At 63.1% G+C, this 24,479-nt stretch carries 20 protein-coding genes and 1 pseudogene; 9 read left to right on the top strand and 12 right to left on the bottom strand.

Annotation, left to right across the window (positions count from 1 at the left end):
• Positions 1 to 3 precede the first annotated feature (3 nt).
• On the top strand, positions 4 to 1,620 hold the full coding sequence (locus HZ99_RS00585) for a GMC family oxidoreductase (protein ID WP_038440523.1): 1,617 nt from the start codon (positions 4 to 6) through the stop codon (positions 1,618 to 1,620).
• Between the two features lie 97 nt (positions 1,621 to 1,717).
• On the opposite strand, the pseudogene HZ99_RS00590 reads toward HZ99_RS00585, so the two are convergent.
• Positions 1,718 to 1,867 (bottom strand): annotated as a pseudogene (locus HZ99_RS00590) (cupin); the annotation flags it as partial.
• Between the two features lie 179 nt (positions 1,868 to 2,046).
• Here HZ99_RS00590 and HZ99_RS00595 point away from each other — a divergent pair.
• The 7 genes from HZ99_RS00595 (at position 2,047) to HZ99_RS00625 (ending at position 11,396) form a co-directional block, all read left to right on the top strand.
• Positions 2,047 to 4,206, top strand: coding sequence for a TonB-dependent siderophore receptor (locus HZ99_RS00595; protein WP_051902965.1), 2,160 nt, complete (start codon positions 2,047 to 2,049; stop codon positions 4,204 to 4,206).
• A gap of 4 nt (positions 4,207 to 4,210) precedes the next feature.
• On the top strand, positions 4,211 to 5,557 hold the full coding sequence (locus HZ99_RS00600) for an alanine racemase (protein WP_038440524.1): 1,347 nt from the start codon (positions 4,211 to 4,213) through the stop codon (positions 5,555 to 5,557).
• Between the two features lie 30 nt (positions 5,558 to 5,587).
• Positions 5,588 to 6,592: an ornithine cyclodeaminase gene (locus tag HZ99_RS00605; RefSeq protein ID WP_038440525.1), complete on the top strand. Its 1,005-nt coding sequence runs from the start codon at positions 5,588 to 5,590 to the stop codon at positions 6,590 to 6,592.
• Positions 6,580 to 7,971, top strand: a complete 1,392-nt coding sequence (locus HZ99_RS00610; protein WP_051902966.1) for an MATE family efflux transporter — start codon at positions 6,580 to 6,582, stop codon at positions 7,969 to 7,971. Before HZ99_RS00605 ends, HZ99_RS00610 begins: the two co-directional genes overlap by 13 nt.
• A 186-nt stretch (positions 7,972 to 8,157) precedes the next feature.
• A complete protein-coding gene (locus HZ99_RS00615) occupies positions 8,158 to 9,102 on the top strand; it encodes an aminotransferase class I/II-fold pyridoxal phosphate-dependent enzyme (RefSeq protein ID WP_051902967.1) in 945 nt (314 codons plus the stop codon).
• Between the two features lie 37 nt (positions 9,103 to 9,139).
• On the top strand, positions 9,140 to 10,150 hold the full coding sequence (locus tag HZ99_RS00620; RefSeq protein ID WP_038440526.1) for a PLP-dependent cysteine synthase family protein: 1,011 nt from the start codon (positions 9,140 to 9,142) through the stop codon (positions 10,148 to 10,150).
• Between the two features lie 178 nt (positions 10,151 to 10,328).
• The gene (locus tag HZ99_RS00625; protein WP_038440528.1) at positions 10,329 to 11,396 is read left to right on the top strand and encodes an NAD(P)-dependent alcohol dehydrogenase; all 1,068 of its coding nucleotides are present in this window, start codon (positions 10,329 to 10,331) and stop codon (positions 11,394 to 11,396) included.
• 45 nt (positions 11,397 to 11,441) lie between these two features.
• Here HZ99_RS00625 and HZ99_RS00630 read toward each other — a convergent pair whose 3' ends face one another.
• From HZ99_RS00630 to HZ99_RS00670, 9 genes are all read right to left on the bottom strand, one after another.
• Positions 11,442 to 11,711 carry a DUF3325 domain-containing protein gene (locus HZ99_RS00630; protein WP_080727639.1) on the bottom strand — a complete coding sequence of 90 codons (270 nt, stop codon included), beginning with the start codon at positions 11,709 to 11,711 and terminating at the stop codon, positions 11,442 to 11,444.
• A 1-nt stretch (position 11,712) separates the two neighbouring features.
• Positions 11,713 to 13,251 (bottom strand): PepSY-associated TM helix domain-containing protein, encoded by a 1,539-nt coding sequence (locus tag HZ99_RS00635; protein ID WP_038440530.1) that lies wholly within the window; start codon positions 13,249 to 13,251, stop codon positions 11,713 to 11,715.
• Positions 13,248 to 13,535, bottom strand: a complete 288-nt coding sequence (locus HZ99_RS00640; protein ID WP_038440532.1) for a DUF3649 domain-containing protein — start codon at positions 13,533 to 13,535, stop codon at positions 13,248 to 13,250. Before HZ99_RS00640 ends, HZ99_RS00635 begins: the two co-directional genes overlap by 4 nt.
• Positions 13,536 to 13,745: 210 nt before the next feature.
• Positions 13,746 to 15,086 (bottom strand): sensor histidine kinase, encoded by a 1,341-nt coding sequence (locus HZ99_RS00645; protein ID WP_038440534.1) that lies wholly within the window; start codon positions 15,084 to 15,086, stop codon positions 13,746 to 13,748.
• On the bottom strand, positions 15,083 to 15,802 hold the full coding sequence (locus tag HZ99_RS00650; RefSeq protein ID WP_038440535.1) for a response regulator transcription factor: 720 nt from the start codon (positions 15,800 to 15,802) through the stop codon (positions 15,083 to 15,085). Before HZ99_RS00650 ends, HZ99_RS00645 begins: the two co-directional genes overlap by 4 nt.
• 245 nt (positions 15,803 to 16,047) lie before the next feature.
• Positions 16,048 to 16,869, bottom strand: a complete 822-nt coding sequence (locus tag HZ99_RS00655) for a hypothetical protein (RefSeq protein ID WP_115284142.1) — start codon at positions 16,867 to 16,869, stop codon at positions 16,048 to 16,050.
• Positions 16,866 to 18,467 (bottom strand): hypothetical protein, encoded by a 1,602-nt coding sequence (locus HZ99_RS00660; RefSeq protein WP_038440536.1) that lies wholly within the window; start codon positions 18,465 to 18,467, stop codon positions 16,866 to 16,868. The genes HZ99_RS00655 and HZ99_RS00660 overlap by 4 nt, the downstream gene beginning before the upstream one ends.
• Before the next feature lie 145 nt (positions 18,468 to 18,612).
• Positions 18,613 to 20,349, bottom strand: coding sequence for a hypothetical protein (locus HZ99_RS00665; protein ID WP_038440538.1), 1,737 nt, complete (start codon positions 20,347 to 20,349; stop codon positions 18,613 to 18,615).
• Positions 20,346 to 22,166 (bottom strand): tyrosinase family protein, encoded by a 1,821-nt coding sequence (locus tag HZ99_RS00670; protein WP_038440539.1) that lies wholly within the window; start codon positions 22,164 to 22,166, stop codon positions 20,346 to 20,348. Before HZ99_RS00670 ends, HZ99_RS00665 begins: the two co-directional genes overlap by 4 nt.
• A gap of 161 nt (positions 22,167 to 22,327) precedes the next feature.
• On the opposite strand from HZ99_RS00670, the gene HZ99_RS00675 reads away from it, so the two are divergent.
• Complete coding sequence (locus HZ99_RS00675) at positions 22,328 to 22,807, top strand: Lrp/AsnC family transcriptional regulator (protein ID WP_038440541.1); 480 nt, start codon at positions 22,328 to 22,330, stop codon at positions 22,805 to 22,807.
• 118 nt (positions 22,808 to 22,925) lie between these two features.
• On the opposite strand, the gene HZ99_RS00680 is transcribed toward HZ99_RS00675, so the two are convergent.
• Both HZ99_RS00680 and HZ99_RS00685 read right to left on the bottom strand, forming a co-directional pair.
• The gene (locus HZ99_RS00680; protein WP_038440542.1) at positions 22,926 to 23,354 is read right to left on the bottom strand and encodes a hypothetical protein; all 429 of its coding nucleotides are present in this window, start codon (positions 23,352 to 23,354) and stop codon (positions 22,926 to 22,928) included.
• Between the two features lie 119 nt (positions 23,355 to 23,473).
• Complete coding sequence (locus HZ99_RS00685; RefSeq protein ID WP_038440543.1) at positions 23,474 to 24,379, bottom strand: LysR substrate-binding domain-containing protein; 906 nt, start codon at positions 24,377 to 24,379, stop codon at positions 23,474 to 23,476.
• Positions 24,380 to 24,479: the final 100 nt, after the last annotated feature.

Consider the following 24,479-nt stretch of genomic DNA (forward strand, 5'->3'; position numbering starts at 1 on the left):
TGCATGACATACGACTACATCATCGCCGGCGCGGGCGCTGCCGGCTGCATCCTCGCCAACCGGCTTTCGGCCTCGGGCCAATATTCGGTGCTGCTGCTGGAGGCGGGCGGCAAGGACTCATCGTTCTGGTTCAAGATCCCGGTGGGGTTCGCCAAGATGTACTACAACCCGACCTTCAACTGGATGTACTACAGCCAGCCGCAGCAGCAGCTCGACGGCCGTGCGATCTACGCGCCCCGGGGCAAGGTGCAGGGCGGCTCGGGCTCGATCAACGCGATGATCTACGTGCGTGGCCAGGCCCACGATTTCGACGACTGGGCAGCGGGCGGCAATGACGGCTGGAGCTTCAAGGAGGTGCTGCCGTATTTTCGCAAACTGGAGAGCCATCCCCTGGGCGACAGCCAATATCACGGGAGCAGCGGCCCCATCAGCATCACCCCGATGAAGGGCCAGACCCACCCGATCTGCGAGGCGTTCCTCAAGGGCTGCGAGCAGTTGGGCTACCCGCGCAGCGAGGATTTCAACGGCCCGGATTTCGAAGGCGCGGGCATCTATGACGTCAACACCCGCAATGGCCAGCGCTGCTCCAGCAGCTTCGCCTACCTACACCCGGCCTTGAGCCGGCCGAACCTGACCGTCGAGCACCATGCCCTGGTGGACCGGGTGCTATTCGATGACCTGCAACAGCGGGCGATCGGAATCTGCGTGACCCAGCACGGTGTGGTCCGCACCTTCAGCGCGAACAAGGAGGTGATCCTCTGTGCCGGCGCGGTGGACACGCCGAAGATTCTGCAACTGTCCGGCGTGGCCGACCGCGAACTGCTGGCCCGGCACCGGATTCCCCTGGTCCGGCACCTGCCGGCGGTGGGCCGCAATCTGCAGGATCACCTGTGCGTCAGCTATTACTACAAGGCGAATGTACCGACCCTGAACGATGAGTTTGGCTCGCTGTTCGGCCAGCTCAAGCTGGGGCTGCAATACCTGCTGACCCGCAAGGGCGCGCTGGCCATGAGCGTCAACCAGGCCGGCGGCTTTTTCCGTGGCAACGAGCTCCAGGCACATCCCAACCTGCAGCTCTACTTCAACCCGCTGTCGTACCAGATTCCCAAGAGCAACAAGGCCAGCCTCAAGCCCGAGCCGTATTCGGGGTTCCTGCTGTGCTTCAACCCGTGCCGGCCCACCAGTCGCGGGCACATCGAGATCGCCTCGGACAACCCGCGGGACGCGGCCCTGATCGACCCCAACTACCTGAGCACCGAGAAGGACATTGACGAGGTGCTGCAAGGCAGCCGGCTGTTGCGCCAGATCATGCAGGCACCGGCGCTCAAGGGCATCACCGTCGATGAAGTGCTGCCGGGCCCCGGGGTCGAGAGCGACGCACAGATGCTGCAGTACTTTCGCCAGAACAGCGGCTCGATCTACCACCTGTGCGGCTCCTGCGCCATGGGTGGCGATCCGCAGGAGTCGGTGGTGGACAAGCGTCTCAAGGTGCATGGCCTTGATGGCTTGCGCATCGTAGATGCTTCGATCTTCCCCAATGTCACCTCCGGCAACACCCATGCGGCGGTGCTGATGGTGGCGGAGAAGGGCGCTGATCTGATTCTTGAGGAAGCCCTATAGAAAAACGTTCGAATTATATTGAGTTGCCCCTGGTTTCCTAGACTACACCTGCCTGCCACCGGCGCTTGTAAGGTTAAAGGGGCCCTAATTGAAAAACGGTGTCCGCATGGCTGTGCCAGACAAAATCCCCCTCGATCTTCACCACCTTGAATTGGTAGTCGTTCATCTGTGCGATGACCTTGGGTGCCCATTGCTCGTTGAACAGGCTGTATTTGTGCGCAAAGTTGGTGGCGGTGCAGGCGGGCATGTCCGTTATCTCAGCTGATCCGGGAAAGTCCTGACCTTAAATGCCGCAGGGCAACAGGTATTGAATGATCGTGCGATTGTCAGCTCAATAGAAACGTTATATTGTATCTATCAATAACGATTCTCATGTTTCGCCATGCCTGAGGTCGGCTTGTTTACTTTCGGCTCAAGGGATTGCAGATGAACCAGTTGCACGGGATCGCTCCGCGGCTTTCAACGGTGTTGGCGATGGGGCTGTTGTCCTCGCTCACGGGCTTGCCCGTCGTCGCGCAAGAACGCGAAGAATCAGTCACTGAGCTTGAAGCCACCCGGGTCAGCGCCCCGTTGAACAAGGCGCTGGAAGTGAATGCGGGTGGTTTCGGCGCCAAGGACGCCATGGAAGTTCCCCTGGCGATCCAGAGCTATTCCAGCAAGACCATCGCCGACAGCTCCGCGCGCACCGCCGTCGATGTGCTGAGCCTCGACCCTTCGGTGCTCAGTTCTTCCGGTGGCAGCGGTTTTGACAACTTCCGCCTGCGCGGCTTTGCCATGGATAACTTCAACACCATCCGCCGTGACGGCCTGGCCCTGGCCCCGCACCACGACGTCCCCCTGGAAAACGTCGAGCGCATCGACGTGCTCAAGGGGCCGTCGGGCTTTCTCTACGGCTTCAACTCGCCAGGCGGCACCATCAACTACATCCTCAAGCGCCCGACCCTGGAGCCGCTGCACACGGTCAGCGTACAAGGCTCGTCGTTGCTCGGCCGCTATGTGGCGATTGATACCAGCGATTCATTCAACGACGGCGCCATTGGCTATCGCCTGAATGCCGGCTACGAGAAGAACGGCGACTTCGATCACGCCCGCGACATGGAGCGCAAGTTTATCGGCCTGGCCACCGACTTGCGCCTGAGCGACCGCGCGCTGTTGCAACTGAATGCCGACTGGTCGCGCAAATCCACGGTCTCCGACCCGTTGCTGCGTGCCGACCAGAGCGGTCGCGCCAACCCACTGGACCCATCCAGCTATGTGCTGCCACCCAAGGTCAATCGCCGCGATCTGTTGACCGGCTCCTGGTTCCGCCACCAGACCGAAGGCGCCAACTTCGACGCCAAGTTCGAGTACGAGCTGGATGACAACTGGACCTCCGTGACCCAGGGCAACTACTCGCGGGTCGAGCGCCATGGGGGCTACAACGATCTGTTCGGGATCAAGCCCAATGGGGATATCGGCTCGGCCGACTTCTACGTGTCCCGTGGCGAAGTGTTCAGCACCTGGTCGCTGCAGTCGTACCTGGCCGGCAAGTTCGCCACCGGCAATCTCTATCACGACGTGTTCTTCGGCACCGGCTACAAGCAATTCAAGGACGTCAGCCCGTTCTGGGATTCGGTGGACAGCAGTACGCCAGGCATCGGCATCGGCGATGTCTCGGTGAGCAACATCCGGCACCCGGTCAACCCGCCGAAATGGCATTTCGGCCCGGAGCAAGCCACCGACTTTGTCTCCTCCATCAAGGAAACCTCGGTCTTTGCCAGCGACCTGATCTCCCTCACCGAACAGTTCCAGGTGATGCTCGGTGGCCGTTACATCTGGTACCGCGCCGAACAGCTCTCGGCCATCGCGCCTGCGCAGAGCCACAACGTGTTCGTGCCCAGCGGCGCCTTGATCTACCGGCCCTGGGACAGCCTGATGACGTACATCAGTTACTCCAAAGGCTTTGAAAAGGGCGACTACGCCCCCTACAACGCAACCAACGCCAACCAGCCCACCGATGCCATCGAGTCCAAGCAGTACGAGGTCGGCCTCAAACTGGACCTCGACAGCCGCCTGAACCTGGGCCTGGCGGTGTTTGATATCCGGCGCAAGGCCAGTTACCTGAACACCAGCAACACCTATGTCAGCAACGGCGAATTCCACCACCGTGGCGTCGAGTTGACCCTGGCCAATCGCGTCACCGACGCCTTGACCCTCACGGCCAACGCCGCCTACCTGGCCACCCGCATGGAGGATGTGGATGACGTCACCGTGGACGGCAAGCGCACCGAAAGCGTGCCCAAGTGGAAAGGCGCGTTCGGAGCCCTGTACAGCGTGCCCGCCGTGCCCGGCCTGTCGTTGGACAGCACGCTGAGTTATGTCGGCAGCCGCCCGGTGGATGCGCAGAACAGCGGCTACATCCCCAGCTATACCTTGCTCGACGCTGGCATCAGCTACCGCTCGAAACTGGCGGATACCCCGGTGACCTACCGCCTGCACGGCAAGAACCTGACCAACAAGTACTACTACGCCAGCGCCTATTACCAGGGCGGGCTGGATGTGGGGCGCGAGCGTGAAGTGTTCCTTTCGGCCAAGTTCGAGTTCTAGAACCATGACTTATTCCAGCTCATTGCCCGGCCTGCGCCACCTGTGGGTCGAGCGCCTGCTTGATCAGCACCGTGGCAGATTGATCGAACTGGTCGATGGCCTCGGCTCGCCACTGCACCTGCTGTGCCCCCAGGTCTTTCATGCCAACGTCGAAGCCTTCCAGCACAGCTTTACCCAGGCCCAGGTGCGCGGCAGCCTGTTGTTTGCGAAGAAGGCCAACAAGGCCAACTGCTTTATCCAGGCTTGCGCGCAGTGTGCGATCGGGGTGGATGTGGCCAGCGTCGGTGAGCTGCAAAAGGCCCTGGCGGGTGGGGTGGCCGGCTGCGATATCGGCGTGTCCGGCCCGCGCAAGAGCGATCAGTTGCTGGGGTTGAGCTTGAGCCATCAGTGCCTGCTGGCGGTGGACTCCCTGGAGGAGCTGCTGCGTATCCTGCAATTGGCACAATCGCTGCGCCAGCGCGCACGCCTGCTGCTGCGCTATTGCCCCAACGGCCAGTCCCATAGCCGTTTCGGCCTGAATACCCGGGAGTGCGACCAGGCGTTGGTGTTCTGCCGCCAACATGTGGCAAACCTGGACCTGCAAGGCTTCTCCTTTCACCTGGGCGGTTACGACACCGAACAGCGGGCGCAAGTCGCCAGCCACTTGGTCGACCTGTGCCAGGCCAGCGAGCTGGACAGCTGCCGCACGGTCAACCTGGGCGGTGGTTTTGCCGTGCGTTACGTCGACCCGGCGCAGTGGCAGGCATTTATGGCCGAGGACTGCGCCGAGCGCTATCACAGCGACAAAGGCTTTGCCGGTTTCTATCCCTATGGTGCGCGCCGCGCCGGTGCCGAGGCCCTTGACGACATCCTCGCCACGCCCGTCAGCCCCGGCCTGAGCCTGGGGCAAAAGGTCATCGAGCAGGGCGTGCGGCTGATCATCGAGCCGGGCCGCGCCTTGCTCGACCAGGCCGGGATCAGCGTGTTTCGTGTGCAGGGCGTCAAGGATCGCCGCGCCAGCGACGGCTATGCCCTGGTCACGGTGCAGGGCAGCAGCTTCAACCTCTCCGAGCAGTGGTTCAACAGCGAATTCTTGCCCGACCCGTTGCTGCTGCCGGCCACGCCCCGCCCGCCATCGCCCTTTGTAGCCTGCATCGGCGGGGCCACCTGCCTGGAGTCAGACATGCTGACCTGGCGCAAAGTCTCCTTCGACTACCCGATTCAGGCCGGTGACCTGCTCATCTACCTCAATACCGCCGGCTATCAGATGGACTCCAACGAGTCGCCCTTTCACGAGGCTCCATTGCCACACAAAGTGGTACTGGAGCTGCGAAGCCAACACCTGCGCTGGAAGCTGGACAGTCTGGCTTGAGCGTGCAAACCCTTCAACAAGGAGCCTTGAGTGAACAGTCCGAACAAAACCGCTGCCCCCGCCGATCTATGGGTGCTGCCCCAGGCCGCGCTCGAAGACCTGGGGGTGAGTTACCGTGAAGTCCTGCAGGTGGTCGAGCAGGCCTACAAGGCCTTGCGCAGCAGCGATTCGCAGAACCCGCTCAAGACCATTGTCGAGCCTGCCGACCGCCACTCCATCAGCTACTCGATGGTCGGCCGCGATGGCGCCAGCCACACCGTGGGCTTCAAGGTGGTCTACGAGCATGATCCGCAGCGCACCCGCGACGCTTATCAGTTCCACTCGTTCATCTTCCTGTGTGATGACCGCACCGGTCGCCCGATTGCCCTGATGGATGTGGTCAAGCTCGGCCCGCTGCGCACCTCGGCCACCTCGGCGCTGATGGCCAGGGCCGCGTGCCCGGATGCCCGCAGTGCCCTGGTGGTCGGCACCGGCGTGCAGGGCCAGGTGGCGTTGCCCATGTTGCTTGCGGCCATGCCTGAGCTGGAGCGTCTGTATGTCTACGGGCACTACGCCGAGGGCTTGCGTGCGGTGCGGGACAACCTGCACAAACACTACCCGCTGCGCGATGTGATCGTGGTCGATGACCTGCAGGCGGCGGCTGGCGAGGCCGATATCATTCTTGGCGTTGCCGGGCTTTCGGCGCGCCAGCAAGTGCAGCGTGCCTGGCTCAAGCCTGGCGCCGTGGCGGTGCTGGTGGGCTATGGCATCGATGCCGACGTACTGCACGGCGCCGACTACCGCATCGCCACCGACACCGCACAAATGCAGGTCACCAGCGCCGACCTGGCCGCCGCCGACGGCAGCCTGCCCGCTGTGGACGCGCAACTGCCGGATATCCTCCTGGGCCTGGCGCCCGCACGCCGCCATCCTGGCGATGTGGTGTTCGCCTACAACAGCGGCATGGTGGTGACGGACGTCGCGCTTGGCCGCTTGATGGCTGACCGCGCCCTGGCGCAGAACCGTGGGCAGAGGGTCCAGTTATGGTCGGCCTGAATGCCGTACAACCCGGCGCCTGGCGCGCCGACAGCCGGGCCCTGCTGTTGCTGGCGCTGCCCTTGATCCTGACCAACCTGGCCTATGTGGCCCTGACCACCATCGATATCGTGGTGCTCGGCACCCTGGGCGCCAAGGAGCTGGCGGCGGGTGGCCTGGCCATCGCGCTGTTCAACCAGTTGCGCACCACCGGCACCGGGCTGGTCACGGGCGTCAGCAACCTGGTAGCCCAGGCCAATGCCCAGGGCGATGAAGCCCAGGTGCGGGCGCTGCTGGTGGCGGGGCTGTTCTGGGCGACTGTCAGCGGCCTGGTGTTTATGGGCGTGCTGCTGGGCTTGCGCCAGCCGCTGGCCTGGCTGGGCCAGGATGCCAGTGTGGTGGCCAATGCCATGGACTTCCTGCTGATCATTGCCCCCGGTCTGTTGCCTTGCCTGTGGTTCCAGGCGCTGCGCCACTTTACCGTGGGCCTGAAATTCCCCGGGCCGTTGCTGGCGATCACCCTGGTATCGATCTTCCTGACGGCCGCGCTGAACTACGTGCTGGTGTTCGGCAAGTTCGGTGTTCCGGCCTACGGGCTGGCGGGGGTGGCGATCACCAGCGCGGTGGTGTTCCTGTTGTCGTTTTTGATGTTCCTGGCGGTGGTGCTGACCCATCGGCGCCTGGCCGGCTATTTCAAGTGTGCGCAACTGCGTTTTTCGCCGGCGGCGATCAAGGCGGTGTGGAAGCTCGGGTTGCCGATTGCCGGGACCTATGCCAGCGAGGCCGGGTTCTTCAGCGTGCTGACCCTGCTGATCGGCACCCTGGGCATGGAAGCGCTGGCGGCGCAGACCGTGCTCAACCAGATCATCTACATCGTGTTCATGTTCTCGGCGGGCATCTCCCATGCGGCTTCGATCCACATCAGCGAGGCCTGCGGTACCGGGCAGTATCAGCGTGCGCGGCAACTGGGGCGCCTGGGGCTGGGGCTTGGGGTGGTGGTCATGCTGCTGTTTGCCATTCCCTACGCGCTGCTGCCTGAACAGGTGATCGGCCTGTTTATCAGCACCGAACACGCCAACAACCTGGATGCGGTGCGCCTGGCGACCACCGGTTTATTGATTGCCATCGTCCTGCAGGTGTTCGACTCCAGCCAGAACATCGGCAACGGCATCCTGCGTGGCATAGGCGATACGGCAGGACCGCTGCGTATTTCGCTGTTCGGCTACTGGCTGGTGGGGCTGCCTGCCGCCTGGTTGCTGGGCATTGTCAGCCCCTACGGGATCTTTGGCGTGTGGGCCGGCCTGGCGATTGGCCTGGCGGCCACGGCGCTGCTGCTGATCGTCTCGTTTGAACGGCAACTCAAGGCGCTGGACCGCGCGGGCGCCATCGCACTGTCATAACAAGGAGGTGTTCCATGCATCAAGACAATCCCACCCGCCGCATCGAGGCGCTGGTGCGCCCCAGCGTGCGGCGCTTGCCCCTGTATGACCCGGGTGCCGATCCACGCCAGTTGGGTACGCCAACGGTGACCAAACTGTCCAACTGCGAAAACCCCCTGGGCATGTCGCCGGCTGCCGCTTCGATGCTTGCACGCCAGGGCGGGGCTGGAACGTTACCCCGACCCCACAGGCCGGACCCTGCGGCAACTGATCGGCGGGCAACTGGATGTAGACCCGGCGCGGATTATCCTCGGCAACGGCTCGGAAAACATCCTTGAACTGTTGTGCCTGGCGCTGCTCGATCCCGAGGACCGGGTGGTGACCCAGCAACCCTGTTTCAGCCTGCATGAAAGCCTGCCATTGATGATGGGCGCGACGGTGGACAAGGTGCCGCTCAATGATGACTTCAGCTTCAACCTGCGCGCCTGGGCCACGGCCTTCCAGCAACCGGCGAAGCTGTTGATGCTGAGCACCCCCTCCAATCCGGTGGGCACGGCGCTGTCGCACACGGAACTGACGGCACTGATCGCCGCGGCCCCTCCCGACACTTTGCTGGTGATCGACGAGGCGTATTTCGAATTCGTCGAGAACGGTGCCGACGCCCTGGCGATCCTCGGCGCGCAGCCGCGGCCATGGATCATCCTGCGCACGTTTTCCAAGGCGTATGGGCTGGCGGGGCTACGGATCGGGTATGGCATCGCCTCGCACCCCAGCCTGATTGATGCGCTGCACCGGGTGCGCACGCCGTACAACGTCAATCAACCCGCTCAGGAAGCGGCCCAGGCCGCCTGGCTCGACCCGCAACACGTGATGCGCAGCCGCGAGTTTGTCGCCATCGAGCGCCAGCGCCTGACCGCGCAATTGCAGGCTGCGGGGTTTCGCGTGGCGCCGTCCCAGGCCAATTTCCTGTTTATCGATACCGCCTGTAACGCCCTGGAAGTGGTCGACGAACTGCTCAAGGACGGCATCATCGTCAAGGCCTGGCGCGAGGCGGGGTACACCGGGTTCATCCGTGTGTCCCTGGGCCTGCCCCAGCAAAACCAGGCATTTTTCGCCAGCCTGCAACGCGCCGTCGCGGCCCTGGCCGGGTAAGTGCCGAGCCGGTTTTTCATACTGCCCAGAGGTTGTCATGATCAAGACTTGCCTGTCCGAACTGATCGGCGATACACCGCTGCTCAAATTGTGCGTCACCGAAAACGGCAGCTGTGTGCTGCTCAAGCTGGAGCAATTCAACCCCACCGGCACCGCCAAGATCCGCATGGCCCGGCAGATGCTCGACGAGGCGCAGGCCTCGGGGCAGTTGCAGCCTGGTGGACGGATCGTCGAGTCCACCTCGGGCAACACCGGGTTGGGCCTGGCGTTGCTGGCTGCCGAGCGCGGCTACCGCTTTACCGCGGTGGTCGACGAACACGCCAGCCCCGACAAACTGCGGGCCATGCAAGCCTTTGGTGCGCAGTTGGTGCGGGTGGGTGACCCCGGTGGCGGGCTGGCCACCGCCGATCGCGACGCTACCGCCGAGCGAATCGCCAACGAGCAGGGCGCCTACTGGACCCGCCAACACCACAACCCGGCCAATGCCAATGGCTACACGCAACTGGCAGCCGAACTGCGCGCGGTGCTTGGCGATGAAATCCACTTTTTGGTGGGCGCCGTGGGCACCGGCGGCTCGCTGTGCGGCACCGCACGCGCCCTGAAACAGCATGCCCGTGGCCTGCAGGTGATCGGTGTCGAACCCTGCGGCTCGGTGATTTTTGGTGGCCCGGGTGCGCCGTACCATCAGTCCGGTACCGGCACCCCGGAGGGAGCGGAAATCGGCGCCGTGGTCGACTATGCGCTGATTGATAAAGGCCTCACCGTCAGCGATGCCCAGGCCTTCGAAACCGCGCGCTACCTGGCGCGGCATTATGGCCTGCTACTGGGGGGCTCCGCCGGCGGGGTGATCTACCAGGCTCTGCGTGAAGCGCGGCACGCCCCGGCCCATAGCGTGATCGTGGCGCTGGTGTGCGATGGCGGCGAAAAATACCTCGACACGGTGTTCAACGACCAATGGATGGCCGACCGGCAACTGCTGGCGCCGCAGGTCCATCGCGAGCTGGGGCAGTGGCTGAGCGCGCAGCCCCAGGCCAAACAGCGGGCCTAGCGGCTTGCCGGCGATGACGTCAGTAAAAACACCTCGGGGTGTCAGGCATCCAGCGTCATCGTTAACGACCATCGCCGGCAAGCCGGCTTCTACAGGGGGCAAGATTTACTTCGGTTGAACGGTGGGGCGGCTATGCTGGTCAACTGACCTTCAATGTCGACGCAAAGAGGTGACCGCAATGGCCAAGACTTACAGCTACGCCGCCCGTGACGCCAAAGATGCCCTCAAACCCTATACCTTCGAGCGCCGTGCCCCCGGTGCCGATGATGTACAGATCGATATCCTCTATTGCGGGGTGTGCCATTCCGACTTGCACACGGTACGCAATGAGTGGAACAACACGCTCTACCCGTCGGTACCTGGCCATGAAATCGTCGGCCGGGTGACGGCGGTGGGGGCCAATGTCAGCCGCTTCAAGGTCGGCGACCTGGCTGGCGTCGGTTGTATGGTCGACAGCTGCCAACACTGTGAATCCTGCGCCGAGGGCGAGGAGCAGTACTGCGAGAACGGCTTTACCGGGACCTACAACGGCCCGGTGTTCGGCGGCGAAAACACCTTTGGCGGCTATTCGGACAATATCGTGGTCAAGGAGAAGTTTGTCCTGCGTATTTCCCACGATGAGGCGCACCTGGCAGCCGTGGCGCCGCTGTTGTGTGCCGGGATCACCACCTATTCGCCGCTGCACCACTGGAAGGTCGGCCCTGGGCAGAGGGTCGGTGTGGTGGGTCTCGGCGGCCTGGGCCATATGGCGGTGAAGATCGCCCACGCCATGGGCGCCCATGTGGTGCTGTTCACCACCTCGCCGAACAAGCGCGAAGACGGCCTGCGCCTGGGGGCTGACGAAGTGGTGGTGTCGAAGAATCCCGACGAAATGGCCAAGGTCGCCAATAGCCTGGACTTCATTCTCAACACCGTGGCCGCGCCCCATGACCTGGACGCGTTTCTCAACCTGCTCAAGCGCGACGGCACCATGACCCTGGTGGGCGCGCCGGACAGCCCGCACCCATCGCCCTCGGTGTTCAACCTGATCTTCAAGCGCCGCAGCCTGGCCGGCTCATTGATCGGTGGCATCCAGGAGACCCAGGACATGCTGGACTTCTGCGCCCGGCACGCCATCGTCTCCGAGATCGAGATGATTGATATCCAAGGCATCAACGAATCCTACGAGCGCATGCTCAAGGGCGACGTGAAATACCGATTCGTGATCGATATGGACAGCCTCAAGCGCGATATCCAGGCGGCCTGATCGCTGTAGGCGCCGGCTTGCCGGCGCCTACAGGGGGGCGTGCGATCAGCGGGTGGTGTAGGGCAGCAGGAACGCCACGCTGAGCCCGGCCAGTGAAATCAAGCCGAACCACGCCACCGGGCCCATGGCCCAGCCCCAATCCAGTACGCTGACGGCAAAACTCGCCGCCAGCAACGCCCAGCCCAGCCCGCGCAGGCCACGTCGCCGCCTTGGCGAGGGCAGGTGCCGCATGAGCTGCTTGTAATGCCGCTCCAAGCCCAGGCATAGCCCCGCCATCCCGGCACAGGCCAGCAATAACGCCGTAATCAATGCCATCTCAATTGACCTGCGCCACAGTTTGCTTGGCCACGGGCCGTGCGCTGCGTTCCTTGGGTGGCAGGTACAGTTTCCAGCACGGCCAGGCCAGCAGCAGGCCCAGGCCCACGCAGGTCAACTCCAGATAGAAGTAGTCACCCTGGCTATCCCCCAGCAGGTTCAGCGCCGGCAGGCCCAGGCAGAGTACAGCGGCCAGCGCCAACTGCTCACGCCAGGCACTGCGCCAGGGGCGCAGAATCGCGTGGCCCAGGCTCAGCAGCCACACCAGGAAAAACACCCGCACCTCCCAGCCACCGCGCTGCGCCAGCTCCACGGGCAGCAAGCGGTTGGCCCACAAAAAGGCCGCGCACGCCACCATCAAGCCGGCCACCGCCGCCACATTCAGGCGTTCGGCGATGTGGTAGAGCAGGGCACCGACAGCGCCTTCGCTATCGTGGCGGCGGCGGCGCTTGACGGTAAACAGCACCACACCGGTTGCCAGCATCGCGCAACTGGCCAGGCCGCAGACAAAGTACAGCCAGCGCATGGCGTAGCCGCCAAACTGCGCAAAGTGCAGGCCGGCCATGACCTTTTGCGTCAGCAGGCTTGGCCGGCTGACTGCCGGTTGGCGCAGGACTTCGCCGCTGACCCCGTCAAACAACATGCTCTGGCCCTTGGTCAGCTCAATGCGATTGCCCAGCACCGGCCTTGCCTCGATCCGCGCATCGCTGCGCCCGGGGTTGTGGATCGACAGGCTGGACACCGGCCCCATGGCTCGCTCGGCCTCGGCCAGCAGCGGTTCAAGCGCCGTCAGCTCGGCCGCTTCGCTGCGCTTGGGGCGTTCGCCGCGCACCTGCTGCTCGGCGGGCGCGCCACGCAGGGCGCGGCCCAGGTTGTCGCGATCACCGTCGAACAGCGCATCCACCGCCGCCGGCATGTAGATCAAATAGAAAATCACCAGCCCGGTATAGGTGATCATCAGGTGAAAGGGCAGCACCAGCACCGCCGTCGCATTGTGCGCATCCAGCCACGAGCGCTGGCCCTTGGCCGGGCGGAAGGTGAAGAACTCCTTGAAGAACTTCTTGTGGATCACGATCCCGCTGATCAGTGCCACCAGCATGGCCATGGCGGCCAGGCCAACGGCCCAGATCCCCAGGTCACGGGGCAGGTTGAGGGTGAAGTGGAAGCGGAAGAAGAACCCGCCTCCGGCGGTTTCGCGCACGGCCAGGGGTTCGCCGGTATGCGGGTCGAGCGCCATGCCGCCGCCACGCCGTTGTTCGCCGGCCGATACCGTCAGGGTGTCGGAGCGCTCGCCGGGCAGGCCGATGTTCCAGGTCTTCGCCTCGGGATGCTGGCGCGCCAGATAGCCGAGGGCCTGTTGTGCGGCGGCGCTTTGCGACAGGCTGGAGGTGGGGATTTCCGGGCGCATCCAGCTGTCGATTTCCTTGTCGAACATCGCCAGGGTACCGGTGAGGAAGATCGCAAACAGCAGCCAGCCGAACACCAACCCGCTCCAGGTGTGCAGCCAGGCCATGGCCTGGGTCAGGGTCTTGTGCTTCATCCCAGCACCTCGCGCCATTGTGGCCAGAAGCCAATCGCGGCCAAGGGCAGCGCCAGGGCCATCCCGGCCCAGGCGCGCCAAGCGCTACGGCAGGCAAAGACCCAGAGAATCGCCAGGGTGTAGACCAGGAAGGAGGGCAGGCTGGCGACCACCAGGGCATCTACCTTGTCCATGGGCAACAGGCGCGCCAGGGCGGCGGTAAACCCATAGGTAAACAGGTAACCGCCGAGCAGCGCGGCGACTATCCGCGAGAGCGTCGGCCAGGCAGGGGATTGGCTTTTCATAGAGGGCTCATCAGCGTTAGACCAACACGAATCCCCTTATGGGACCAGGCTTGTGTGGGAGCTGGCTTGCCTGCGATGGCATCACCTCAACATTACCTGATAGACCAAGGCGTCTGCATCGCAGGCAAGCCAGCTCCCACATAGATCGAGTGGGTCACAAGAAGCTCAGGGTCATAATGCTAGTGATTCTCATATGAGAGTAAACGCAATTTACAACTTATACACTTTGAGCCGCAGATGCAGGCACAGCCCCGGCGTGGTGTTCTGTGCCCATAGCTGGCCGCCTTGCAACTGCACGATGCTGCGCGCAATCGACAACCCCAGGCCATAACCGTCACCCCCCGGGCGGGCGGCATTGAGGCGGGTGAAGGGCAGAAAGATCTGCTCCAGTTTGTCCGGTTCGATCCCCGGGCCCTGGTCCTGGATGCACAGGTGCCAGAAGTCGCCCTCAAGGGTGCCGGTCAAACGCACCACGCCCTGTTCGGGGGAGTGGCGGATGGCATTGCGCAGGATATTTTCCAGGGCCTGGGCCAGGCCATTGAGGTTGCCCAGCACCCAAACGCCGGCGGGCAGTTCGCAGGGCAGGCGCTCGCTGGACCAGCCACTTTCAAAACAGGCGTCTTCGCGCAGCAGGTCCCACAGCGGCTCCATCTCTACCGCCTCCACCGGCATCGACGGGCGCTCGGTATCCAGCCAGACCAGCTCCAGGGTGCTGCCGATCAAGCGCTCCATGCCTTGCACTTCGCGTTCCAGGCGCTGGCGCAGGGCACCGGGATCGGGCTCGCGCTCACCGGCCACCCGCAGCCGGCTCAAGGGCGTGCGCAGTTCGTGGGACAAGTCCCGCAACAAGCGCCGTTGCAACACCACCGTGCTTTCCAGGCGCTCGGCCATATGATCGAAGGCCCGGGCCAACTCCCCCAACTCATCGCGCCGGCGCGTGACCTGGGGGCCGACCCGGGAGGCCAGGTCACCGGCACTCAGGGCATTGGCCTGGCGCCGCAGGATCACCAGCGGCGAAATCAGTACCCGGTACAACAGCACGCCAAACAACAGCGCCAGGCATGTCGGCAGCACCTGGCGCAGCAAAATGTCCCACCAGCCGCGGCCCTGGCGGGGATCCAGGCGCAGCGGCAATTCCATGACCAGACGTGCCGCACCGTCGCTGAACGGAATATAGAAAGTCGGCCGCCCACCCGGGCGGCCCACTGGCCAGTCGATCTGGCGCACAAAGTCCAGTTTGTGTTGCTCAGCCGTGGTCAGCGCCTGGGAGGACAGCGACTGGTGGCCGTCCACCACCGCCGCCCATACCTGCTCCTGGGCACGCAGGTTTTGCAGGAACTCATCGACCCCCACCGCGCCGTGTGCGCGCCAGGCTGTTTCGGCCTGGCGCGCGTATTCATTGAGGATGTATCGGGTGGGGGCGGGCAGGCGTGCGGTGGCTTCATAGATACGCTGGCTCACATTCACTTGCAGGCTGACCACCAGCAGGCACAGCACCGCCAGCAAGCCGATCAGCTTCCACAACAGCGAATGGCGGTGGGGCAGCCTCATGATTCCAGCCGGGTCAGCATGTAGCCTGTACTTCTGACCGTCTCCACGCGCCCGGCGGTGTAGCCGATGGCCTGCAACTTGCGCCGGATCCGGCTGACATGCATATCCAGGCTGCGATCGTGCCGGGAATAGGCGCGGTGCATCACCTGCTGGTACAGGAACGCCTTGGTCAGTACCTCATCGACATGGGCCACCAGGGTTTCCAGCACCCGATACTCGGTGGTGGTCAGGTCGGCCCATTGCTCATTGAGGCTGACATCGGTGCGTTGCTCGTCGAACGTCAGTTGCGGGTCCTCATGGCGAGCCGTGCCGGGTACCTCATGTTCATAGGCCACCCGGCGCAGGATCGCATCGATGCGCACATCCATCTCCAGCATGCTGAACGGCTTGGGCAGGTAATCGTCGGCGCCCTGGCTGAAACCGGTGATGCGGTCCTGCTCGGCACCGAGGGCCGACATCAGGATCACCGGCACCCGTTGGTGGCGGCGCAGTTGCGCGAGCACCTCCAGGCCGCTGCTGCCTGGCAGCATGATGTCCATCAGGATCAGGTCGAAAGGCTGGGCGCGCACCAGTTCGACGATTTCTCCACCGTTCTGGCGCAACGTGACATCGAAGCCACGTTGGCCCAGGTGGCTGTCCAGGTGGGCGGCGAGCACCGGGTCATCCTCGACGGCGAGGATGCGGCGCGCAGCGGGGAGCGAAGGCTGGGCATGCATGGGGATTTCCTGCGAATGCGAATGTTTCTAAGTCGCGCATTCTGGCAAATCTGCCGGCACATTCCTATCGATTGCGCTTTATTGCTGCATTTTGGGGTTAAGCCATGACAACGGTCGCAGCCTAAAGGGGAGTCGTTCCAGGCTCTTGGGGTGGGCTTGCCCGCGATGGCGGGGTGTCAGTCGAAGCGTGTGTCGGCTGATCCACCGCTATCGCTGGCAAGCCAGCTCCTACACGGGGGCGTGGCTTAAGGCTGGCAAGGATCCGTCTTGTTCAGCAGGTTCCCCGTCGAATACCACACGCGCTGCGCCGCCGGCCCCAGATCCAGGGCGACCGGTGCATCCGCGCGGCCTTCGAGCAGCGTGGGGTAAACCCCAGGCTTGAGCGGAGACTGGCAGACAATGGGCAACGACTGCACGGTGGTGAAGTTCAAATCTACCGTCGACACCAATTGCGCCGCTGAAAACGGCGCTGGCGGGCCGGGCAGGGTAATGATTTCCTGGAAGTCCGGGTCCTGGGCGATGTAGTGCGTCAGGTGCGCTTCATTGCCCCGGCCAAACAGGGTGTACACCAGCTGTCTGGGCCGGTCGATACCCAGGTTGAATGGCCGGTAGATCACCACGGACTCGACCGTCACCGGCACGTTGTCAAACAGCACCGGCCCCGGCGTGCCGCCGCCATCATTGGAGTAGCCGTCGTAGATCGTGGCCTTGAACGAGGTCACTTCACCGGCCTTGAGCTGGGGCAGGGTGAACATGTCGTTGTCGACGTTGATCAGGTTGTACGGCTTGCTGGGGTTGGCCGCGCGCAGTGCCTGGTACTTGGCCATCACGTCGGCGGGCAGGCTGGCCTGCAGGACGATCTGGTACCTGTGCTTTTCCGTGGTGAACATCGGCATATGCACCAGGAACAGGGTCTGCGAGCCGACCATGAACATGCCGTGATTGCCCGGTGCATCGGCATCGGCACCGTTGCTGACCGCGTGCAGTTCGTGGGCCGAATGGGCGAAGGCCTGGGGGGAGAGCGCGATTGATAGCGCAAGCAGCAGGGTTGCAAGGGAGTGTTTCATGGTTGGCCGTCCTTGAGGGTTTCGAAGGCATGCACGCGCTTGATCAGGCTTTTTTGCTTGGCCGAGTCGGCGTTGTTGAACAGGAACGAGAAGTCCGAGGCCAGGGTGCTGCTGCCGGCGATCGTCGCCTTCTGGTGGCAGTCGCTGCAGTTCATGCCTTGGACGTAGGTCTCCATGGTGGTATTGGCCACCGGTACGTTGCTATCGCTGATAAAGGCGCCATAGCTCAGCGGCACTTTCGCTCCAGGCCCAGGCTCCGGGTCATGGGGCGGCGCAGGGACGGTGATCCACAGCACATTGATCAGCTTGTAGTACTGGAACACCGACTGGCCCTGGGTCTGCTGGGCCAGGTTGGCCTGTACCGCGCCGTTGAGGGCCTGGAGGTCTGTGGGCAGGGGGTTCAGCCGGGTGGTCTGTACCGGTTGGTTGCGTGGATAGGGTTCGGTGCAGTCGCGATCCGGGTGCTTTTGTTTGCACTGGATGCGCGCCACGTTTGGCGTGCAGACGTCAGGCCCACCGGTGCAGTTGGGGTTGTTGAAGGTGTAGCCTTCGGGAGGAACCTGCTGCGGGGGCGCCTGGAGCGGTTCCGGCACATTGTCCACCTGCTCGAAGGTGGTCCAGATGAACCCCTTCGAACTCTGGGTCTTGTTGATGATATGCAGGCCCACCAGGCCCACCACCTGTTGAGTGCATTGCAGGGTGGTGGGGTTCTTGAGCCAGGCGACGGTGGTCAGGTAGCGCCCATAGAGCTGGGGTTTGCCGGTGAGGATGCGCCAGGCCGCCTTGAGTTCCAGGGCGCCCAGTTTTTCCTGGGGCAGTGGGCTAAGTGGCATGGAACGCATCAACTCGCCGGCGGGCAAGGACAGACCGGCAGGGTGCTTGCCATCGGTGTTTTGCGCGACGGCCAGTTGGTTGGCGGCATCGTACAACCCGTTGTTGACGATGTAGTCGAACTCGGCTTTGCCCACTTTGCGTTCGAAATACACCAGGTTGCCGGTCTGGTCCGTCAGCCAGCCACCGGCGGCCTCCATGATCGGGTCGGGAATCGAGGCCAGGGTGCCACTGGACAAGTGGAAACGGTGCTTGGCGTTGATCGCGCTTTCCGAGGTGGCATTCATGAACTTGCGCGCCCCCACCGACAACGACTGGAGGGTGTCCTGGCTGCTGCAGTTGGACGGCACCAGTGTTTGCACGCCCCAGTCGCTGGGCTTGGGGGCGCCAGGCAGGAATATCTCGTTGGCGTCCTTGTAGCTGGCCCACACCGGCGCCACGCTCATGGGCTGCCCGGAGGCCGGCGGCACCCCGAATTGCTTGATGTCGACCGTTCTGTCCGGCTCGCCTGCCAGCTTGGCATTGGCGGGCCATCCGGGGTTTACCGGCCAGTTCAGGGCAATGAATAACTGCCAGCCAAAGCAATTCATGAAGCTCTGGCCGGTGGTGTTGAAGTTATTGACGGGCAGAAAACCGCCGCTGTTGGGGTCGAACACCAGTTGCTGCTGGACGCAGTTATCGGCATCGGACGCCTGGGCCGAGGGCAGGAGAAACAGTGACAGCAGCGTGCCGACCAGCAGCAGACTGCTCAAGCGAGACCTGTACATCATCGTGCTCCTTGCATGATAGCGATTCTGTAGGAGCCGGCTTGCCGGCAAAAAACCTGAGGACGCTACAGGGCATCAGGTGCCCGGCGTTATCGTTGGGGATTTTCGCTGGCAAGCCAGCTCCTACAGGGGACGGTGTTTGCCCTTAAGTGGACGGCACCAGTGCCAGCCCGGATTCCCACGGATGGTCCGCTGCGCTGACGTTATCCGCCTCGCCGGGGTTGAGCGCGCGGACCATCACCAGCCCTGGCGCAGCGTTGGGTGCGACAGTGATGGTCATGATGTACCCCTGGGTCCCGCCGGAATTGGTCTGGCCGGGAATGGCCGAGGCATCAGGCAGGAACTGCGTGACCTGCGCCGTCACCCCGGGGTTGTTGAACTGGATCCGTGCGGTGGCGGCGGTGGTCTTGAGGTCGGCGCCCTGGACCACCAGGGCAAATTGCCCGCTGGTGCCTTGCGCCAGCCACGCCGGCAGGTCGGTGGGCGACTGGCCGTAGAACAGGTCCAGCGGCAGCAATTGCACGGGCCAGGGTTGCAGGCCAGCGACCCGGTCCTTCACACAGGGAACCGCTGGCGGCGTGGTGCTGATCGGGGTGGTGGTGACACTCAGGCCTACCAGCAGCTGCTGGGCAATCACCCACACATAGTCGATGGCCTGGCCGTTGATGGTGATGTCGTTGATCGAGAAACCCGCGCTGGCCGGCACTTCGAATACCGCCTGCAGGATCTGGTCGGAGCCATTGATTGCCGATTTGGCGGTGCCTCGGGTAATGCGCCAGTACTGGCTCACATCCTGGCCCTGGGGGCCTTTCCACGCCTCGAAGTTGGTGGGTTGTTGCAAGTACAGGGCGATGGGGTTGGTCAGGGAGAGGCGGTTGGTGGCCGCGGTCTGATTGGCGGCAAAGCCGATATGCGGGTCGGAGTTGCGATAGTTCTGCCCATATTGCGCGCAGCAGATCAGGGACTGGGCACTCTGGCTGCTGCTCAACGGCCGCATGATCGTGGCGGCCGCCGCCAGGTAGACCTCGGCGCTGAGGGTGTTGGGGCCGGAGGTCAGGTGCATCGCGCCGCCGAACTGGCCGGGAGTACAGGCGGTGCCGGCGTTCCATTTGTTGACGGTGTCATAGGCCGGCAGGCCTGTGGTCGGGTCAATCACCGGGTCGCCGGCCTTGCCGGTCGGGCAGTTGGCGGTGTAGCGCAGGTACAGGTCTTCCAGTTGCACGGCCGGGTCGATGTAGTCGCGATACAGCCCCAGCACGGCATTCGGGTCGATGCGCCACATGGCCAGGAAGTACGCCGGGTTTTCGCTGGTGAAGGTGATCTTGCGCATGTTGCCGTTGGTATCGCGCACAATCGACCATTCGCAGTATTCGTCCAACCAGCCCCGTGGCCCTGAGGGTGAAAAGTCTTTGTATTTACCATTCCAGTCGATGCTCGGGCAGCGGGTCACTGGCAATTGCAGCAGGGTGCCTTTTTTGTCCGGGTCATACAGGGTGTAGAGGGTGCCGTTGATGGTGATCTGGCCGTTGTCGGTCAGTTCCATGACCTGTTGCAGGGTCATGGCCTTGCCGCCCAGTTGGGGGATCACGGCGATGCCACTGTTGTAGAAAAAGGTCCACAACCGATTGGGGAACGGTGGCCAGGTAATCGCTGCCGGGGTGTTGGGGCCATAACCCTCGACCAGCGGGTTGTAATAGCCCGAGCGGGGCGCGTCATACAGGCCCGACCACGGGTTGCCGATGATCGCCGCTTCAGTCCAGCCGGTGACGTCGTTGTTCCAGTCGGTCTCAAATTGCGGCAACTGCTCTTCCAGGCCCAGCTTGTTGTAATCCTTTGGCGCTTGCCCAGCGGGGGAGGTGAATTGCGTGAAGGGCGTGCTCATGACAGATCTCCATGGGGTGTGGGGGGTGACGCGGCGCAGCAACCGGCACTCGGGGGAGGGTCGGCAACGGTCTGGCGTGGGTCGTCCCACACCAGTTGGGCGATAAAGCCAGGCAGCGGCGCGTACTCTTGCGGCGCCAATACCCGGCCACTATCGAGATGGGTGACCAGCAGGCTCAACTGCACCGCGTCCGTGGGGCCAAGCTGCAAGGCCGTGGCACTGCGCGCGGCATTGAGCGCACGGCAGACGCCCTGGGTGATGCAGCGCCCCTTGTCATCCACCAGCCCCATGCCGATGCGACTGAAGCGCCCGACGTAGTGCGGGTTATCAGCATTGACCTGCTGGGGCGTGGCGTCGGGCTGGTTGAGGAAGACGTCGATCAGATAGGTGTCGTGGGTGCAGCGCACATGGTCGAACACCACCCACGGGCCGCTGGCCTGCACGGGGTCCTGGGCAGGGGGGGCGCTGTGTGGGCAGCAGGCTTTGGCGCTAGCACGGTGCGCACCAAACGGCGGCGCCACCGGTGGCCCGTAGTCATAGCCGATATGCCGGCTGTCCTGGGCCATATCGCCCAGGGTGGTATAGCGCCAGGCATCGGCACTGGTGAACGTGACCGTATCGGCCTGGCTGCCGGCAAACGGCTGGAGCAGGCACACGGTGGTGTACTGCGCCGCCGGGTTGGCGCGGATCCAGATCTCCAGCACGCGGTCGATATTGGCGTGGTAGGAGCAGAACACCGGGTCAAACGCGGTGTAGGCGTTATCGGCCATATCGCCACCGATCCAGCCGTGATAGTTGTCGTGGGGCTGTTCGTAGAGACCGTCGAAATTCAGCGCGCGGTTGGGGTACAGGTCGTCCTGTTGCGGCGGATCAAACACGGTGATATTGGCCCAGGGATACCCCGGCACGCCCTGGGGCTGGCTGAAGGTCTTGAATTGCAGGGCATCGACCACCTGCTGCTGGAAAATCCGGCTCATGCCATACAGTTGGGTGCGCTTGACGCGCTGCTGGTCGCCCTGGGTGTAGAACAGGGGGTTGCGTTGCACGAACCGGCAGTCCACAGCCTCGACATTGCCCGAGGCACAGACTTTCGAGCGACCATCCTTGGCCGCCGCATAGCGCAAGGGGTTGCGCCGCACCTCGCCGCTGTGGGGGTGCACATAGGTTTCATCGAGAAAGGCCTGGGGCAGACCGGCCTGGGGGCTGCCATCGACACTGGCGTCCTCGGCCATCCAGTCCCAATACGGGATCGGGCAATCGATCAACGCCTCCAGGTACAGCAGGTAGGCGCGATGCCACAGGGCGAAGGCTTCTTGGTAATGCAGGCACCAGTTGGTGTGGATATAGGCATAACGCTGCCAGGGCGAGCCACTGTCCGGGTTGCCAATCTGCATCACGTCGTCCAGCCGCGCGCGGTACAGGTCCAGTTGCTCCTGGCTCAAGGCGCGAATGTCCTGGCGCACGCGCTTGACCGGATGCGGCAGATCCGGTGGCGGGATGCGTTCGGCGATATCAAAGGGCGAAAAACTGTTCAGGCGCCAGCCCTGGTTGACCCACAGGCGGAAGGTTTCCAGGGCGTCGATGGGCCAGAATTGCCGGTCATCCAGGGTCAGCGGCATGTTGCGCGAGGCCAGGTGCTGGTAGATGGTTTCGGACCAGGTCTTGACCGAATCGGGGTCTTGCAGGAACACATCGTAGGCATTCATGCAGCGCACCCAGGAGCCTGCGACGTTGGCGCGGTCTGCGGGGGGGATCCAGTAAGGCGCGGTAAAAAGCCCTTGGATATCAGTGGCCCATGTCGGTTTCGCGACGATCATAAGATCCCTCTCACGCGGCCCCCATGCTGGATTTTCCGGGGCTGCTAAGCTGGAGTTGATGGTAACGGGCCACTGTGCAGTGATTTGTGCAAATTGGTTGGGCGTTACGGCGGATTCATTGCAATTTTCTCAAGGAAGAAGTGGAAATAATGACAGACGCCATGGATCTGAAAATTCTCGGCAAATTGCAGAAAGATTGCACCCAGAGCCTGGACCTGCTGAGCGACAGCGTGGGGCTGTCCTCGACCAGTTGCTACCGGCGCATCCGACGCCTGGAGAGCGTGGGGATCATCAAGGCCAAAGTCGCGGTGCTGGATGAAAAAAAGCTGGGGATCCAGGTCACCGCGTTCTTTTTGATCAAGCTGGACAAGGACAGCAACGACATTGACCGCAAGATGCAGCACATCCTGGTCAATCACCCGGAGATTCAGGACTGCTACCTGATGACCGGGGAGTTCGATTTTGTGATGGTGGCCAAGTTTCGCGACGCCACGGAGTACACCGAATATATCTATCGGTTTCTCGACACCTACCGGGATATTCCGATTCGTACGTATTCGTCGACGTTGGTGGTGCGCACAGTGAAGAAGTCTTATGAGCTGCCGTTGCAGGGAGTGCAGCACCTGCCTCCAGACTTGTAGAACTCGTGCAGGAGCCGGCTTGTCGGCGATGGCGGTGTACCCGCCAACAATGACTCAACTGACCCACCGCCATCGCGGGCAAGCCAGCTCCCACAGGCTTTAATGATCCGGTTGCCTGTCAGGCCGCCACTGCCTGAAGCTGCAACGCACCCTCGACATCCTTGACCAACCCACTGGCCAGCAACAACGGCAGCAAACGCTTGTGCAGCTGCGGCTCGACAAATTCCTTCACCGTCTCCAGGGCCAAGTCACCACTGCCCGGCAGTTCCGCCTTGGTGTACGACAGCCAGGCCTTTTTCAGCATCTGCAACACGTCGCTGCCAGCGGTCAACGCAAAGCGGCGGTGGGCGGTGTGGCCCTGGAAGTCGAAGGTGTGCTGATACTCGTAACCGTTCTCGTCACCCGCACTGGCAACGCAGCGCACGCAGGTGCAAGGGCCGTCACCAAAGGCAGCCAGCAGGTAGCTATTGAAGTCCACCACGGGCTTGAGCGACAGGCGCTTGTCCACTTCGAACAGGTCGCCGGTCATTTTTGCGTCGTTACTCAAGGTGCATTTCCTCGCAGGTCTACGGCTGGTTTTTCAAAGCTCGGCATCATACCAGCCGACAGCCGAAGCAGTCGCCCAGCCTTGCCCATGCCCAACTGTAGGAGCCGGCAAGCCGGTTCCTACAGGGGGGTGTGGCCCAGGCGGCTCTTGATCCAGTCGTACAGGTTGTTGCCTTCGCTTGACAGCTCGCTGTTGGCCCGGCGGCACAGGTAGTACTGGCGACCGTCATCCACCTGCTGGTCGAACAACTGCACCAGTTCACCGCTGGCGACCAAGGGCGCCACCAACGGCGCCCGCAGCAGCGAGCAGCCAAGGCCGGTGAGGGTGGCGGTCAGGGTCAACTGGCCGTCCTCCAGCAGCAGGCCATTGTGCGAGTGAGCATGTTGTGCCTTTGCCGCATCGAACCATTGGCCCCAGGTGCCGCGTTCTTCGTCGTGCAGCAGCGGCCGTTCGGCGAGGGCCTGGGGGGTGTCGATAGGGCCGTGGCGCTGCAGGAACTGGCGGCTGCAAAACGGCGTGACCGCGCCGCTGATCAGTGGCTCGCTGTGATAGCCCGGCCAATGCCCGGTGCCAAAGCGGATCGACAGGTCGGCGGCATCGCTGGGGTAGCTGCGGTGGTTGGCGTATGTGACGTTGATATCCAGCGCCGGGTTGGCCCTGAAAAATTGCGGCAGGCGCGGAATGAACAGATTGGTCGCGAACATCGGGATCAGGCTGATGGTGACCTGGCGCGTCGCGCTTTTTTCCCGGACGTGCTCGGTGGCACTGCGCAGTACCGCGAATGCCGAGCGAATCGCCCGATAGTACTCGCGACCCTCTTCGGTCAACCCCAGGTTGCGGCCTTGGCGCAGGGTCAGGGGTTGTTGCAGGAAGCTTTCCAGCAAGTGCAGTTGATGGCTGACAGCCGAGGGCGACACCCCCAGTTCGCGGGCGGCGGCATTCACGCCACCATGGCGGGCAAAGGCCTCGAAGGTGCGCACGGCACGGAGGGGCGGATCGTTGGCTAACTGTTCTAAATTATTCATGTGTTGAATTAAATACCAAGTAAAAAGATAAATAAAGCGCCATCAGCCTCGATAACATGCCGTATATAGGGCGTTTGGTATTTGGTATAACCATATTCCT

This window comes from Pseudomonas fluorescens, from assembly GCF_000730425.1.
GTDB classification, from domain to species: domain Bacteria; phylum Pseudomonadota; class Gammaproteobacteria; order Pseudomonadales; family Pseudomonadaceae; genus Aquipseudomonas; species Aquipseudomonas fluorescens_X.

Excerpts from the sequence above, each read along its gene's own strand:
- HZ99_RS00620 (WP_038440526.1), top strand. The coding sequence starts at position 9,140 with ATGATCAAGACTTGCCTGTCCGAACTGATCGGCGATACACCGCTGCTC.
- HZ99_RS00670 (WP_038440539.1), bottom strand. The coding sequence starts at position 22,166 with ATGATCGTCGCGAAACCGACATGGGCCACTGATATCCAAGGGCTTTTT.
- HZ99_RS00675 (WP_038440541.1), top strand. The coding sequence starts at position 22,328 with ATGGATCTGAAAATTCTCGGCAAATTGCAGAAAGATTGCACCCAGAGC.
- HZ99_RS00625 (WP_038440528.1), top strand. The coding sequence starts at position 10,329 with ATGGCCAAGACTTACAGCTACGCCGCCCGTGACGCCAAAGATGCCCTC.
- HZ99_RS00665 (WP_038440538.1), bottom strand. The coding sequence starts at position 20,349 with ATGAGCACGCCCTTCACGCAATTCACCTCCCCCGCTGGGCAAGCGCCA.
- HZ99_RS00640 (WP_038440532.1), bottom strand. The coding sequence starts at position 13,535 with ATGAAAAGCCAATCCCCTGCCTGGCCGACGCTCTCGCGGATAGTCGCC.
- HZ99_RS00585 (WP_038440523.1), top strand. The coding sequence starts at position 4 with ATGACATACGACTACATCATCGCCGGCGCGGGCGCTGCCGGCTGCATC.
- HZ99_RS00635 (WP_038440530.1), bottom strand. The coding sequence starts at position 13,251 with ATGAAGCACAAGACCCTGACCCAGGCCATGGCCTGGCTGCACACCTGG.
- HZ99_RS00645 (WP_038440534.1), bottom strand. The coding sequence starts at position 15,086 with ATGAGGCTGCCCCACCGCCATTCGCTGTTGTGGAAGCTGATCGGCTTG.
- HZ99_RS00610 (WP_051902966.1), top strand. The coding sequence starts at position 6,580 with ATGGTCGGCCTGAATGCCGTACAACCCGGCGCCTGGCGCGCCGACAGC.
- HZ99_RS00600 (WP_038440524.1), top strand. The coding sequence starts at position 4,211 with ATGACTTATTCCAGCTCATTGCCCGGCCTGCGCCACCTGTGGGTCGAG.
- HZ99_RS00685 (WP_038440543.1), bottom strand. The coding sequence starts at position 24,379 with ATGAATAATTTAGAACAGTTAGCCAACGATCCGCCCCTCCGTGCCGTG.
- HZ99_RS00660 (WP_038440536.1), bottom strand. The coding sequence starts at position 18,467 with ATGTACAGGTCTCGCTTGAGCAGTCTGCTGCTGGTCGGCACGCTGCTG.
- HZ99_RS00650 (WP_038440535.1), bottom strand. The coding sequence starts at position 15,802 with ATGCATGCCCAGCCTTCGCTCCCCGCTGCGCGCCGCATCCTCGCCGTC.
- HZ99_RS00595 (WP_051902965.1), top strand. The coding sequence starts at position 2,047 with ATGAACCAGTTGCACGGGATCGCTCCGCGGCTTTCAACGGTGTTGGCG.
- HZ99_RS00655 (WP_115284142.1), bottom strand. The coding sequence starts at position 16,869 with ATGAAACACTCCCTTGCAACCCTGCTGCTTGCGCTATCAATCGCGCTC.
- HZ99_RS00630 (WP_080727639.1), bottom strand. The coding sequence starts at position 11,711 with ATGGCATTGATTACGGCGTTATTGCTGGCCTGTGCCGGGATGGCGGGG.